Origin of the sequence: uncultured Fretibacterium sp. (assembly GCF_938040765.1) — a bacterium.
GTDB lineage: Bacteria > Synergistota > Synergistia > Synergistales > Aminobacteriaceae > CAJPSE01.
The window spans coordinates 1-14,114 of record NZ_CALIAA010000067.1; the positions used below are offsets into that span (position 1 = coordinate 1).

Genomic DNA, 14,114 nt, shown 5'->3' on the forward strand with positions numbered 1-14,114 from the left:
CATTTTGTTGACTAGCAGCTCATAGTCATTAAAATAAAACAGCTGTAGGTTTGATTCATAAAAAATTCGTGAGGGAACGCAATATGCCAAACGCAACCGACGGACCTCACGTCGTACACGACGAAGTCGAATAAATCTTCGAAAACAAGACTGTTTTTGCAGAGCCGAAATGGCTGGCCCACGAGGCGATTTTCCGGGGCGATCCCCTGGATTCATCCAAAATCCCAAGGTAAAGGAGAGGCGTCGATGTACGAGAAAGGCCGAAGGAGCGGGTTGTGTGTTGGAGTTTTGCTGCTGTCCCTGCTCGTGTTTTCCGCAAGTGCGGAGGCGAGGACATATCACGTGACTCAGAACGGCGGCGGAGACAAGGGAGGCGGGGATTGGAGCAACGCCCTTGACGAGGGCGGGTTCAGAAACAAGCTCAAGGAATCCGAGGCGGACGACGTTTTCTGGGTGGCCAGAGGAATCTACCGTCCTTCGGGGGAGAAGGACCGCAACGCTTCTTTCATCCTCAAGGAAGGTGTGAAGCTCTATGGCGGGTTCAAGGGGGACGAGACGAGCCTCGAGTCCCGCAGGCCGGAGGTCGACGTTACGGTTCTGACGGGCGACTTGGACGGCGATGACAAGAGGGACGGGAACGGCGCCACGCCCAAGGCCGAGGACATCGTTGGAGAGAACAGCTACACCGTGGTGCGGAGCTCGGGCTGCACTGCCGCGGCCGTCCTAGACGGGTTTACGGTCTGCGGGGGGACTGGAGGTGAGGATAAGCAGAACAATCCCGCAACAATGAACTACACCGGCGGCATGCACAACGTCGAGAGCTCGCCGACCATAACGCGCTGTGTCTTCTCGGGCAACACGGCGGGCCTGCGTACGGGCAGTGGCGCCGGAATGTGCAACGACAAGGGCAGCAACCCCGTCATAAGCGACTGCACCTTCTCTGGAAACTCCATGGGGGATATAGTGTTGTGCGCTGGAGGAATGTGCAACAGCTACAGCAGCCCCACCGTGACCCGCTGCACTTTCTCCGGGAACTCCGGATACGCCGGCGGAATGCTGAACGATGGCGGCAACCCGGTCATAACCCACTGCACCTTCTCCGATAACGTAGCCGGGCCGGGCCGGGCCCACGGCGGCGGTATGTGCAACAGCAGCGGGAAACCGGTCATCTCCCACTGCAGTTTCTCCGGAAACCGAACCGCGATAGCATACAGCTCCGGCGGTGGGATGTGCAACGCCGAGAAGAGCGAGGCGGTCGTCACCTACTGCACCTTCTCCAAAAACGAGGCCATAAAGGGATACGGCGGCGGGATGTACAACAAGGGCACCAGCAGGCCGACTATTGCTTACTGCACCTTCTCCGAAAATGATGCCGGCGATGGCAGCGGGGGCGGGATGTACAACGACGATCGCAGCACGCCGACCGTGAGTTGCTGTGTTTTCTCCGGGAACAAGGCCAATGGGGACAACGGCAAGGGAGGCGGGATGTTCAATCAGGGCAGAAGCGAGCCGACCGTGGTCAACTGCACCTTCTCCGGGAACTCGGCCGAGGAGGGCGAGGCGCCCTATGGAGGGCTTGGAGGCGGAGTGTACAACAAGGAGAACAGCAAACCTGCCATAGTCAACTGCACTTTCTTCGGAAATCGGGTCAGCGGAAAGGGCGGCGGCGGGGGAATTTATAACGGCGAGAGGAGCTCCCCCTCGGTGATCAACTGCATCCTCTGGAATAACGGCACGGAGATAGTCAACAAGGAGAGGGTCACCTTGACGCTGAAAAACTGCGTCATCCAGGGCTGGACGGAGGGGGGCGCAGGCGTCACCAGCGCGGACCCGAAGCTGGGGGGCCTGAAGGACAACGGCGGACCGACCCAAACTCACGCGTTGCCCTCGGGCAGTATTGCCGTCAATGCGGGAACCCTGGAGGGGCTGTCCGCCAATATTCGGGATCTGGTGAGCGTCGACCAGCGGGGCTATAAACGCACGGATGCGAAACCGGACATCGGCGCCTACGAGTTTATGCAGCAGCCTGTGCCCGTTCCGACGAAATTTGCCGTCCAGGTCTCCTGGAATGCGGGCGGGAGCGTGAAGCACAAGGGCGCTGCGGTCACCTCTCCATTCAAGACGGAGGTGGCGTCGGGAGACGGTCTCACATTTGATATCACGGCCAATCCGGGCTTTGTCATCGGCACGCTGACGGACAACGGATCCGACGTCAAGGATGCCGCGGGGAAGAGCGGCTACAGGTATGCGCTCGACAACGTGACGGCGGCTCACACACTCTTGGTTTCGTTCAAGACGTCGGCGTCGAATCCTCCAGAATCCTCGGACCCCAAGCCCAACGAGCCTCAAAAGCCCGATCCGGAAAAGCCGGCTCCGTCTCCATCCCCATCTCCGGCCCCGAATCAGCCTCTGCCCCCGGAATCCTCGGATGTTCCTCCTTCGGCGACGTTGCCCGATATTCCCATCAGCCCCGAGAGGTGGGTCGCCGAGGTCGTTCCCGAGTCCGGAAAGCCGGGGACCCTGCGCTTCACGCTCACAACCTCCATCGAGGCGCAGCAGCCGATAACATTCTTCAGCTCAAGGATGCGCGATATCGTCGAGGGCACCCTGCGGACGGAGCTCTCTCTGGGGGGGCAGAAGGCCAGCCTCGCCCTTGCGGTCGCCGAGAGCGATGCGGCGCTCGACGGGTCGCCCCGCCGCTATGGCCTGAAACTGACGGGCAACGTATTGGAGGGCAATTTGTCCAACACGGCCATTACGGCCCTTCAATACAGCCTGGAGGGCGACTCGAAGATCCACTCGGTCTCCCTTCCCGAGGCCGGCATCCCCATAAGCAAGATGCAGCGGAACCAGAGCCCGCAGCAGAATAAATCCAGCAGCGGGGGCTGCGAGGCGGGATTGGGTTTTTCGGCTCTGATCGCCCTGTCGGCGTTCGTCATTCGCCGCGGAAGATAGCGCCATATTGCCGATTCCATTGAGCCCAAAAGGGGCGGCGGCTTGTCGAGGCCGCCGCCCCTTTTGACTATCCTTTCACGAGATCTGTTCCACGGAATCCGCGGGGGTGAGCGGACGCATTTGGGACGACCCGCATCTGCGTGGAGATACCGGAGGGCGTCCGGCGTTCTTTATGGTAAAATCGGCACGATCCCGGTCTTTTGCGTCGGCGGGCGACGCGTTTTCATGATGCGGCCGGATGCGGGCGGACCCGAACGGGATGCCTAGCGGATTCGGCCGGTTTTCGCTCTCGGTGCCATAAAAAGCAGGCGCGGGGGGATAAAATACTGTTGAGAGAGAGGTAAAAAATCGGCTTGAGGAGGGGCTCCCTCCCCAAGGCCGTCGGAGGTGGGACGAGTGGGCGGAGAGGGCATGGAAAAACGGGTGGCCGGCATTGTGCGGTGGCTGGAGCGCTTTCAGCGTTCCTACAAGTCGGGGTCGATGGAGAGCGCCCTGATGGACGCCGAGTGTGCCCGGGCCGACCTGGAGACCCTGCGCCGGGACGTATGGTCCTCGCTCGGTCCCTGTCGTTTACCGCGCCGCCGAAGGGGGATGTTCGTGTCCCGCGCGGTCCTTACGGCCTTTCTTGTCGTGTTGGCGACATCGGTCCCCGTTTCTGAGCTCCGGCGGCGGACGGAGGAGGCTTCCCCCGTCCACGATTCTCTCTCCGCCTGGACGGCCCTGAGCATCCGGGGGGCGGGGAGCGCCTTCGACGGGGGCTGGGGAGGGAAGAATGCCGCCTCCCATTTCCCGTCGGGAACGTCGGAAGAACGGAAGAACCTGTCCGTCCCCCGGGGAACTTGGACGAACGCGGGCCTCTTGCGCCGCCCCTCGCCCGAAACGGGGGAGAGGTCCGTAAGGAGAGCCCCGAACGCTGCCGGAAACGAGAGGGCCGGCAGGGCGGGATCTGCAAATGAAAAAAAGGTGCCCTATGAAACGGTCTTTTCTCTGCTTCAGACGGGCGAACGGGTGTTGAAGAACGAGGAACCTGTGATCGCGGTCGATCGGGGACAGGGGAAGGGAGAGGGTGGCCTTTGAGCTACAGGCTTTTATTGGAGGCTCCGGCAAGGGGCTGGAGGCTTTTCGGGATCGCTTTGTTCGCTTGTGTTTGCCTTTTGGCGCTGTCCGGCGGGGCCTTTGCGGCCGAGACGCCCAGGGTCGTGTCCGTCGGGGTGTCGGGGAACGAGCATATCACGGCGCAGTACATCCTGGGGGTCGTCGAGACGAAGGCGGAGACCGAGCTGAACCGGGATACGCTCCAGAAGGATATCGAGGCCATATACAACCAGGGATTCTTCTCCTATGTGGACGTGGACCTTCGGCCCGAGGGCGAGGGCGTCTCGGTGACCTACGCCGTCCGGGAGAATCCGGTGATCGAGTCGATCTCCTTCACGGGCAACACCGTCTACTCGAGCGAGGTCCTGATGAAGGAGGTCTTCTCCCAGGTGGGGACGGTCTTCAACCGTGTCTTCTTCCGCAACGACCTCGACCGCATTCAGGAGCGCTACCACAAGGACGGCTACGTCATGGTGCGAATCGCGGACGTGAACGTCGAGGGCGGGAACATCAAGGTCCGGATCCTGGAGCCGCGGGTGGGCGACATCGTGATCCAGGGCAACCGTAAGACCAAGACCAAAGTGATCCGCCGGGAGATCAAGCTGAAGGAGGGGGACCTCTTCAACGTCGTCCACTTCCGTCATCAGCTCGGAAAGCTGCAGGCCCTGGGCTACTTCGAGGACGTCAACGTGGGCTTCGACGCCCCCGAGGGGCAGGACGAAGTGGTGGACCTGATCCTGACCGTCAAGGAGAAGAAGACGGCCTCCATCGGGCTGAACCTGGCCTACGGGACGGAGAGCGGGGTCAGCGGCGGGCTGACCTACAGCGACACGAACCTGATGGGACTGGGCTACAGCCTGGAGGTCGGGTTCGACGAGGGGAACGAGGCCAGCTACTGGGCCACGCTGTCCAGCCCCTACATGGACCGGAGCACCTACGCCTGGCGCGTGGGGGTGCGCTACAACACCTACGACGACCGCTACTATTATTACAAGGGCAAGAGGCAGTTCGAGTTTGACGAGAAGAGCCTGAACGTCTACGCGGGCCTGGGGAAGAAGTTCGGGCGCAAGGAGGATTGGAGCTGGTTCCTCACGCTGCGGCGCACGGATACCTCCTATTCGGACGTGCACAACACCATTCCCGGCTACGTCGACGACCTGACGATGTGGGAGGGCGTGAACATGACCGCAGAGCTCCAGTTCACGCTGGACAAGCGCGACCCCTACCTTCCCTACAGCAAGGGGCTGGTCTGGGAGACGACCTTCGAGCAGGCCGCGAAGGTCCTGGGCGGGGAGTTCGATTATCTGAAGTACTGGACGCAGCTGCGCTATTACCTTCCGCTCAACCGCTTCGTCGATGGGATCTTCGATGTCGACAACCTTTGGACGGAGGACTCGCCCATACTGCTGGCCGCCCGCCTGAGGATAGGGTCGTCCACGGTGGACGAGCTGCCCGCCTTCGCGCGCTATTCCCTGGGCGGAATGAACTCGCTTCGCGGCTACGACAGCCGTTCGTTCGAGGGCAGCAACGTGATCCTGGGCAACTTCGAGCTTCGGGTGCCCGTGCACAAGAACTTCACCCTCGTGGGCTTCTACGACATCGGCAACGCGGACAGCAAGATGGATTGGGGCGACCTCCACGACGACTACGGCCTGGGGATCCGCGTGAAGACCCCGTTCGGCAACCTGCGTCTGGACTACGCCTATGGCGATGACGAGAACAAGACCTACTTCGGCTTCGGGGAGATATTCTAGGGAAGAAAAACGTTTCGGGAGGGCTGCGGCGCTCCTCCTGGGGGCCGCGGCCCTTTTCCTGATCCTTTCCGCCGCGCCCTGCCAGGCGTTGACGCTCTCGGGGCTTCCGGAGTGGCTCGAACCCTCCGTCCTGAGGAGCCTGGAGGCGGTGTGGGACGAGATTCCCGACGCTCCCGGCGTGGACAGGATAGGGACGCTTTCGGTCGTCGCCGCACGCCTGTTTGCGGGGTACCGCGTCGTCGTCTCTCCGGGGCCCGCGGTGTCCTTCGAGCGGGGAAGGACGCCGCACTGGAGCGTTCGGATCTCGCTGCCGGAGCTTAGGGAACCCGTGCTCGAATGGTTTGGCTCGGATATCCGGGGCCTGGACGGCGAGATCGCCTCCCTTCTGGCGGCGCTGCCCTCCGAGGCGCTTTCCTGGGCGGACGTCGCCCTGAGGCATCGGATAGGGGAGATCCTGGAACGGCGCCTGCCGGGCTGGGACTTTTCGGTGCAGGTCGCCCTCGGCGGGGCGGAGGCCGTCCTCACGCTTTCCTTCCGTCCCCGGCAGCCCCTGGTGCTGGCCATAACCCCCTCGCTCTATTCCGCGACGATGCCCGTCATGTTTCAGTCCGATCTCGAGGCCAAGCTGGTCCCCGGGCTGTCCCCCCTGATCGCGCTCCCCGTCGAATGGGTGGCGCGCCACCGGGACCGGGTCGAGGCTCTGGCGCGGAAATTTCTCGAGGACCGGAACTCCGTGTCGAACCTGGGGGCCCGGGTGAAGGTCACCTTCGTCCCGGGGCCCGTCTCCAGAATGGACGCTCTTGTGGACAGCGACCGTCTTCTCTTCCAGGTGTGGGTCGCGGCCTATGCCGGCATCGAGGGGCGCTATCCCGAGGCGGGGCTGTTTCTGGGGTGGAACACCGCACACCTGACGGGCTTGGACCTCGAACTCTACGGCGAGGCCGTGATGGACCTGGAGGATTTCGGGCTGACGCGCCGCCTGGGGGTGCGTTTCCGCCCCCTGGGGGACCTGCGGGTGGGGATGGAGGTCGAGTGGCCGAAGGAACGATGGTTCTACCGGGTGCTCTGGGACCCCCATCGGGTCCGGAGGCCCTATTTCTGGTGGCGCCACGCCCCAGGGTGGGGGCACGAGGCCTCGCTGGGCTATCGCTTCAACGAACACCTGTCCGTCGAGATCCATTACAGCGGGATCGGCGAGGATCGAGGGGAAAAAAAGGAGAAACTGGGGCTGAGAGGGGTTCTTTCCCTGTGACTCGGCCGGATGGAACAGCGATTAATTCCAATTCCAAATCGTTAGTAGGCAATGAATAGAGAGCCGGCGAAGAATGAGCCGTGCGAATCGCTTGGATTTTTCACCAGGCGAGCCTTTACTCTTACTTACGTCGACAACGCGGTAGCGGTACCGCGTGTCGACGTAAGCGACTGACACGCCATTCAGGACCTGCCGGCCCTGAAGAGGCGGTCATCTGCTTAAACGCAGCATACGAATGATTTGGAATTGGAAGGAGGGGAGGGAGAGGATCATGGAGATAACTCTGAACGCCCTGGGCAAGAGGCTGGACATGGAGGTGCTTGGGGACGGGACGCACGTCGTGCGCGCCGTCTCCTCGCCGGATGATGCCAGGGAGGATGCCCTCTGCGTCGTCTGGGACGAGCGGCTGCAGCTGCCCGCGGGGGTCCCGGTGCTGGCGCCCAGGGGCGCGTTCGCGCCCGGGCGCGACGGCCTCGTCTCGGAGCGTCCCAGGGAAGCCCTGCCCCGCCTGCTGTCCCTTTTCGCCCCGCGCGTCCCCGAGCTGCGGGGGATCCATCCCGCCGCGGTCGTTGCGGAGGACGCCGTAGTGGACGCCGGGGCCTGGGTAGGGCCCCTCGCCGTGGTGGGGTCCGGCTCGATCATCGGCTCGGGATGCCGGATCGGCTCCGGGGCCTGTATCGGGTCGGACTGCCGGGTGGGCGACGGAACCCTCGTCGAGCCCCGCGCCGTCCTCTTGGACAGGACGCGCGTCGGCAGGAACTGCATCCTGCACTCCGGGTGCGTGCTGGGCTGCGACGGGTTCGGCTTCCTGCCCTCCCCCGGGGGGCCGGTGAAGATCCCTCAGATCGGGGGGGTCGTGATTGGCGACGACGTCGAGATCGGGGCCTGCACCACGGTGGACCGGGGCACGATCGGGGACACGGTGGTCGGGGACGGGACCAAGATAGACAATCACGTTCAGATCGGGCACAATGTGCGCATCGGCCGCTTCTGCATCGTCTGTTCCATGTCCGGGATCGCCGGGAGCTCCGTCCTCGAGGATGGGGTGACGCTCTCCGTCCAGGCCGGGGTGACCGACCACGTGAGGATCGGCAGGGGGGCCGTCCTGGCCGCGCGCAGCGGCGTGACGAACGACATCCCCGCCGGTGCCGTGATGTCCGGCTTCCCGGCCCGGCCTCACGGCTTGGCCAAACGCGCCCAGATGCTGGCCGCGGAGCTGCCGGATCTCTTCAAACGGCTGCGCCGGCTGGAGCGGGCCCTGAAGAACGGGGGCGTCGGAAACCGCGGGGAGGAAGACGATGGCCGTTGAGAGGAGCTCCGGGCCTTTTTCCTTTCGCCGCCTGACGGAGGGCTTTTCGCTGCGCGGGGTCGGGCTGCATTCCGGCCGGGACTGCGTCCTGACCGTCGAGCCCTGCGACGGAGGGCCGCTTTTGCGGCACGAGGGCGCGGAGATGCCGCTGAGCCGGCTGGGGCTCGTCGGGACGGGGCGGGGGTCGGACTACGTGTTCCCGGACGGACATCGCGTCAGGACCTGCGAACACGTGTTGTCGGCCCTGGTCGGCCTGGGGGCCTGGGGCGTCCGGATGACGGTGGAGGGACCCGAGATGCCCGCCCTGGACGGGTGCGCGCAGCGGATGGCGGAGTGCGTTATGGAGCATTCGGAGCCCTGCGGGGCGGGGCCGGAGCCCTTCGCCCTAGCCGCGCCGCTCCGCGTCGGGGACGAGTCCCGGTTCGTCGCGGCCTTCCCGTCCTCCAGGTTCTGCGTCACCTGCGTCGTGCGCTACGAGTCCCCCCTGATCGGGACGCAGATGCTGGACCTGGCCCTCGAGCCGGGGGCCTATCTGGAGCAGGTCGCCCGGGCCCGGACCTTCGCGATGGAGGCGGAGCTCGAGGCCCTCAGGGCCCGGGGCATGGCGCTGGGCGGTTCGCTGGATAACGCCGTCCTCGTCGGATCGGGCGGGATACGGGCCTCGGGGGGGCTGCGGTGGCCCGACGAGTTCGTGCGTCACAAGGCGCTGGACCTGATCGGGGATCTGGCCGCCGTCGGCCGTCCGCTGTGCGCCCACGTTGTCGCGGTCCGGGCGGGGCACGAGCTGCACCTGCGTCTGGCGGAGCGCCTGCGCGCCCTGTCGGGCGGACATCGGGGGTCATGACCCCAATCGGCACGACTTCAACCGGCATGACCTCGATCGGGTCGTGCCCCAAATCTTTTTCGCTTCTTTCGGAGGGACGTCCATGGACATTATGGAGATCATGAAGATCCTGCGGCACCGCTATCCTTTCCTGATGGTGGACCGCATCACGGAGTACAGCGACAGCCACGTGGTGGGCTACAAGAACGTCACCATCAACGAGCCCTTTTTCCAGGGGCATTTCCCCGGAGAGCCCGTCATGCCCGGCGTGCTGATCCTGGAGTCCATGGGACAGGTCGCCTCCGTCATGGTGGCGGTCAGGCTGGGCGAGGGGCAGAAGGACAAGATCGCCTTCCTGGCCGGGGTCGACAACGCGCGCTTCCGCAGGCCGGTTCGTCCCGGGGACAGGCTTGTCACCAGGGCCGAGCTCACGCGCCTGAGGGGCACGATCGGAAAGGCCAGGGTGACGGGATTCGTCGAGGACGAGGTCGTGGCGGAGGGGGAGTTCATCTTCATGGTGGCCTCGACGCTCGAGAGGACGAAGGGGGCCGGGAAAGAGGAGGCGGAAAAATGAGCGTGACCGTCCATCCCTCCGCGGTCGTCGAGCGGGGGGCCGAACTGGGGGACGGCGTCCGGGTCGGCCCGTGGTGCCACATCGCCTCCCGTGTCTCGATCGGGGAGGGCACGGTTCTGGAGGCGTTCGTGAGCGTGCACGGCGGCGTGACGATCGGCAGGGACTGCCGCATCCACGAGTACACGGCGGTGGGCGGCGACCCTCAGGACCACGGATACAGGGGCGAGGAGTCCTGGGTGCGCATCGGGGACGACAACGTCATCCGCGAGAACGTGACGATCAACAGGGCGACGGGGGAGGGGTGCGAGACCGTCGTCGGGAACGGCTGTTTCATCATGGACGGCGTGCACCTGGCCCACAACGTCCGGCTGGGCGACCATGTGACGCTGGCCAACAAGGTCGGGCTCTCCGGGTTCGTCACGGTGGGGGACCACACCGTCTTCGGCGGCATGTCGGGCGTCCATCAGTTCGTCCGTGTCGGGAGCCACTGCATGATCGGCGGGCTCTACCGAGTGACGAAGGACGTGCCCCCCTACACGTTGGCCTCGGGCGAGCCCCTGAGGCTGGCGGGGCTCAACGTCGTCGGGCTGAGGCGGGCCGGTTTTTCCTCCGAGGTGCGCCGGGCCCTCCGTGCCCTCTACCGGAAGCTTTACCGTCGGGACCGACTCTTCTCCGAGTCCCTGAGGGAGGCGTTGGCGGATCGGGATGCCTGCATCCCCGAGGTTCGGGCGGTCCTCGATTTTTACGAGGGAAGCCGCCGTGGGGTCACTTTCTGGGGCCGGACCGCGGACGAGTCGGATGGGGACCGGTCCCCCGAGGGAGTTCGTCACTAGGGAAGTCCACGGAATCAGGGAAGTTCACCGAATAAAAAAATTTGTCAACGAGGGAGGTCGTTTCCATGGGCGCCGTATCGGAAGCCGTATCCGGACCGCTGCGTAAGACGGTCAATATCCCCGGGCTGATCAGCGATTACTACACCCTTGCCCCGGACCCCGACGACAAGGCTCAGCTCGTCGCCTTCGGGACGTCCGGGCATCGTGGGTCCTCGTCCCGGAAGAGCTTCAACGAGGCGCACATCCTGGCCGTGGCGCAGGCCGTCGCGGAGCACCGCGCGGAGGCGGGGGTGAGCGGGCCCCTCTACATCGGCGCGGATACGCATGCCCTCTCGGAGCCCGCGCTGCGGACCTGCGTGGAGGTGCTGGCGGCAAACGACGTTACGGTCGTCCTGCAGACCGGTCTCGCTCCGACCCCGACCCCCGTCGTCTCCCGTGCGATACTCGTCCACAACCGCGGGCGCGCTTCCGGAGGCGAGGCCGACGGCCTGGTGATCACCCCGTCGCACAACCCTCCCGAGGACGGCGGCATCAAGTACGATCCGCCGAGCGGCGGCCCCGCCTCGCCCGAGATCACGTCGAAGATCCAGCGGCGCGCCAACGAGTTGATCCGCTCCGGCGTCGAGGGGATCCGGCGCGTTCCCTTCGAGCGGGCCCTGAAGTGTGACACCACGAAGTTCCATGACTACGTGATGCCCTACGTCCTGGCCCTGGCGGACGTCCTCGACATGAGGGCGATCGCGGGCGCGGACCTGCACATCGGCGTCGATCCTCTGGGGGGATCGGGGATAGGCTATTGGGGGCCCATCGCCGAGGTCTACGGCCTGAAGCGTCTGGAGGTCGTCAACCCCAGAATCGACCCGACGTTCTCCTTCATGCCCCCGGACCACGACGGAAAGATCCGCATGGACTGCTCGTCCCCCTGGGCGATGGCGAACCTGGTGGAGATGAAGGACCGGTTCGACGTGGCGTTCGGCAACGACACCGACTACGACCGCCACGGCATCGTGACCCCGGAAGGGCTGATGAACCCCAACGCCTACCTGGCCGTCGCCGTGCAGCACCTCTTCTCCACCCGCGGGGGGTGGCGGGCGGACGCCGCCGTGGGCAAGACGGTGGTCTCGAGCTCCGTCATCGACCGCGTCGCGGAGGGCTTGGGGCGCAGGCTCTGCGAGGTGCCGGTCGGGTTCAAGTGGTTCGTGGATGGGCTGCTGGACGGCTCCATGGGCTTCGGCGGCGAGGAGAGCGCCGGGGCGTCGTTCCTGTGCCGCGACGGCTCGGTCTGGACGACCGACAAGGACGGGATCATCATGGACCTGTTGGCGGCGGAGATCCTGGCCGTGACGGGCAAGGACCCCGCGCGCCATTATGCGGAGATCTCCGCGCGATACGGCGCGTCCTGCTACGCGCGCATCGACGCGCCTGCGACGCCGGCCCAGAAGGCCGCGCTCTCGAAGCTGTCCCCCGATAAGGTCGAGGCCGACGCGCTGGCGGGCGACCCGATCGTCTCGCGGCTGACCGCAGCCCCGGGCAACGGGGCCCCGATCGGGGGGCTCAAGGTCGTGACGAGGAACGGCTGGTTTGCCGCGCGTCCCTCGGGGACGGAGGACCTCTACAAGATCTATGCCGAGAGCTTCCAGGGCGAGGCGCACCTGAGCCGGATCCAGGAGGAGGCGAAGCGGATCGTCTCCGAGGCGATCCGCGGGGCGGAGTGAGGGCGGGATGAGGATCGACAAATTTTTGAAGATGGCCCGTCTGGTCAAGCGCCGCAGCGCGGCTCAGGAGATGATCGAGCTGGGCGCCGTGCGTCTGGACGGGCGGGCCTGCAAGTCCTCCGCCGAGGTCCGGGAGGGGGCCGTGCTGGAGGTGGCCTACATGAACCGGGTGCTGAAGGTCCGGGTCCTCTGTGCCGACGAGGCGCTGCTGAAGCGCCCGGGGACGGTCGCCTGGGAGACGATCGGGGAGCGCGCCGTGGCCCCGGACCGGAACCCCTGGGAGGACGGTTAGCGCCGCCCGGGGTTTGCTCTGTTTTGTTCTATAATGTACCTGAGACGACGGGCCTGAAGCTGCGCCGGAAATGGGGAAGGGGCGGCGTTTCGGGCATCGGGGATTTTTCAGGATAAAGGAAGGGAGTCTGGGCGCATGGCTACGATAGTCGGGATTCATGGCAGGGAGATATTGGACTCCAGGGGCAACCCCACGGTGGAGGTCGACGTCTTTCTCGAGGACGGCAGCTTCGGCAGGGCCGCCGTCCCCTCGGGGGCCTCGACGGGGGTGCACGAGGCCCTCGAGCTTCGGGACAAGGAGAAGCGCTACTGCGGTAAGGGGGTCCTGAAGGCCGTCGAGAACGTAAACGACAAGATGGCCTCGGAGCTCATCGGCATGGACGCCGACGACCAGGGCGGCCTGGACCGGGCCATGCTGGAGCTGGACGGGACGCCGGGCAAGTCGAACCTCGGGGCCAACGCCGTTCTGGGGGTCTCCATGGCCAATGCCCGGGCCGCGGCCCAGAGCCACGGGCTCCCCCTTTGGGCCTATCTGGGCGGGGTCGGCGCCTATATCCTTCCCACCCCCATGATGAACGTCATCAACGGCGGGGCCCACGCGGACAACAACGTCGACATCCAGGAGTTCATGATCGTCCCCCACAGCGCGCCGTCCTTCTCCGAGGCGCTGCGCATGGGGGCGGAGACCTATCATGCCCTCAAGGACTGCGTCAAGTCGCGCGGCTACTCGACGGGGGTCGGGGACGAGGGCGGCTTCGCCCCGAACCTCAGGAGCAACCGTGAGGCCCTGGACCTGCTGATGGAGGCTGTGTCCAAGGCGGGGTACCAGCCGGGGAAGGACATCGGCTTCGCGCTGGACGTGGCCTCGTCCGAGTTCTTCAAGGACGGTAAGTACGTCTTCGAGGGCGAGGGCAGGACCTTCTCCGCGGAGGAGCTCATCGGATATTACGAGGGCCTGGTCCGGGAGTACCCCGTCCTCTCCATCGAGGACGGCATGGCCGAGGACGACTGGGAGGGCTGGTCGGCGCTGACCCGGTCGCTGGGCGGCAAGGTTCAGCTGGTCGGCGACGACCTGTTCGTCACGAACCCGGAGATCCTCGGGCGGGGGATCGAGAGGGGGATCGCCAACGCCGTCCTGGTGAAGCTGAACCAGATCGGGACCGTGTCCGAGACCCTGGAGGTCATCCGCATGGCGTCGTCGTCGGGCTACGCGTCGGTGATCTCGCACCGCTCGGGCGAGACGGCCGACACCTTCATCGCCGACCTGGCCGTGGCCTCGAAGGCCGGCCAGATCAAGACGGGCAGCATCGCCCGCACCGACCGCGTGGCCAAGTACAATCAGCTGCTGAGGATCGAGGAGGAGCTGGGGGAGAACGCCCGTTACGCGGGGCTGAGCCACTTCTCCAGAAAATAGCCGAAAGGGCGTTGCGGGAGGCGTCGCGTCCGGCCCGTTGGACATGAGGGAGCGCGTGTGCGGCCGCACCGCCGCCCGATGATGTTTCTTAATTTTATA

General features: G+C 65.2%; 11 protein-coding genes. All 11 read left to right on the forward strand.

Going from position 1 to position 14,114, the window contains the following annotated elements:
- Positions 1-246 precede the first annotated feature (246 nt).
- A complete protein-coding gene (locus Q0176_RS02510) occupies positions 247-2,955 on the forward strand; it encodes a right-handed parallel beta-helix repeat-containing protein (RefSeq protein ID WP_299298942.1) in 2,709 nt (902 codons plus the stop codon).
- Positions 2,956-3,366: 411 nt separating this feature from the next.
- Entirely contained in the window at positions 3,367-4,032 is a 666-nt protein-coding gene (locus tag Q0176_RS02515; protein ID WP_299298943.1) for a hypothetical protein, read from the forward strand.
- The gene (locus Q0176_RS02520; protein ID WP_299298944.1) at positions 4,029-5,804 is read left to right on the forward strand and encodes a POTRA domain-containing protein; all 1,776 of its coding nucleotides are present in this window, start codon (positions 4,029-4,031) and stop codon (positions 5,802-5,804) included. Before Q0176_RS02515 ends, Q0176_RS02520 begins: the two co-directional genes overlap by 4 nt.
- Positions 5,755-7,056 carry a hypothetical protein gene (locus Q0176_RS02525; protein WP_299298945.1) on the forward strand — a complete coding sequence of 434 codons (1,302 nt, stop codon included), beginning with the start codon at positions 5,755-5,757 and terminating at the stop codon, positions 7,054-7,056. Before Q0176_RS02520 ends, Q0176_RS02525 begins: the two co-directional genes overlap by 50 nt.
- A 271-nt stretch (positions 7,057-7,327) precedes the next feature.
- Positions 7,328-8,365, forward strand: coding sequence for a UDP-3-O-(3-hydroxymyristoyl)glucosamine N-acyltransferase (lpxD, locus tag Q0176_RS02530; protein ID WP_299298946.1), 1,038 nt, complete (start codon positions 7,328-7,330; stop codon positions 8,363-8,365).
- Positions 8,355-9,209, forward strand: coding sequence for a UDP-3-O-acyl-N-acetylglucosamine deacetylase (locus tag Q0176_RS02535; protein WP_299298947.1), 855 nt, complete (start codon positions 8,355-8,357; stop codon positions 9,207-9,209). The genes lpxD and Q0176_RS02535 overlap by 11 nt, the downstream gene beginning before the upstream one ends.
- A gap of 82 nt (positions 9,210-9,291) precedes the next feature.
- Positions 9,292-9,762, forward strand: coding sequence for a 3-hydroxyacyl-ACP dehydratase FabZ (fabZ, locus tag Q0176_RS02540; protein ID WP_299298948.1), 471 nt, complete (start codon positions 9,292-9,294; stop codon positions 9,760-9,762).
- Positions 9,759-10,595: an acyl-ACP--UDP-N-acetylglucosamine O-acyltransferase gene (lpxA, locus tag Q0176_RS02545; RefSeq protein WP_299298949.1), complete on the forward strand. Its 837-nt coding sequence runs from the start codon at positions 9,759-9,761 to the stop codon at positions 10,593-10,595. Before fabZ ends, lpxA begins: the two co-directional genes overlap by 4 nt.
- 65 nt (positions 10,596-10,660) lie before the next feature.
- Entirely contained in the window at positions 10,661-12,310 is a 1,650-nt protein-coding gene (pgm, locus tag Q0176_RS02550; protein WP_299298950.1) for a phosphoglucomutase (alpha-D-glucose-1,6-bisphosphate-dependent), read from the forward strand.
- Between the two features lie 7 nt (positions 12,311-12,317).
- Entirely contained in the window at positions 12,318-12,602 is a 285-nt protein-coding gene (locus Q0176_RS02555; protein WP_299298952.1) for a S4 domain-containing protein, read from the forward strand.
- 135 nt (positions 12,603-12,737) lie between these two features.
- On the forward strand, positions 12,738-14,015 hold the full coding sequence (gene eno / locus Q0176_RS02560; RefSeq protein WP_299298954.1) for a phosphopyruvate hydratase: 1,278 nt from the start codon (positions 12,738-12,740) through the stop codon (positions 14,013-14,015).
- The last annotated feature ends 99 nt before the right edge of the window (positions 14,016-14,114 follow it).

Coding starts and splice junctions, on each gene's coding strand:
- Q0176_RS02510 (WP_299298942.1), top strand. CDS start 247: ATGTACGAGAAAGGCCGAAGGAGCGGGTTGTGTGTTGGAGTTTTGCTG.
- Q0176_RS02515 (WP_299298943.1), top strand. CDS start 3,367: ATGGAAAAACGGGTGGCCGGCATTGTGCGGTGGCTGGAGCGCTTTCAG.
- Q0176_RS02525 (WP_299298945.1), top strand. CDS start 5,755: ATGGCGATGACGAGAACAAGACCTACTTCGGCTTCGGGGAGATATTCT.
- lpxD (WP_299298946.1), top strand. CDS start 7,328: ATGGAGATAACTCTGAACGCCCTGGGCAAGAGGCTGGACATGGAGGTG.
- Q0176_RS02535 (WP_299298947.1), top strand. CDS start 8,355: ATGGCCGTTGAGAGGAGCTCCGGGCCTTTTTCCTTTCGCCGCCTGACG.
- fabZ (WP_299298948.1), top strand. CDS start 9,292: ATGGACATTATGGAGATCATGAAGATCCTGCGGCACCGCTATCCTTTC.
- lpxA (WP_299298949.1), top strand. CDS start 9,759: ATGAGCGTGACCGTCCATCCCTCCGCGGTCGTCGAGCGGGGGGCCGAA.
- pgm (WP_299298950.1), top strand. CDS start 10,661: ATGGGCGCCGTATCGGAAGCCGTATCCGGACCGCTGCGTAAGACGGTC.
- Q0176_RS02555 (WP_299298952.1), top strand. CDS start 12,318: ATGAGGATCGACAAATTTTTGAAGATGGCCCGTCTGGTCAAGCGCCGC.
- eno (WP_299298954.1), top strand. CDS start 12,738: ATGGCTACGATAGTCGGGATTCATGGCAGGGAGATATTGGACTCCAGG.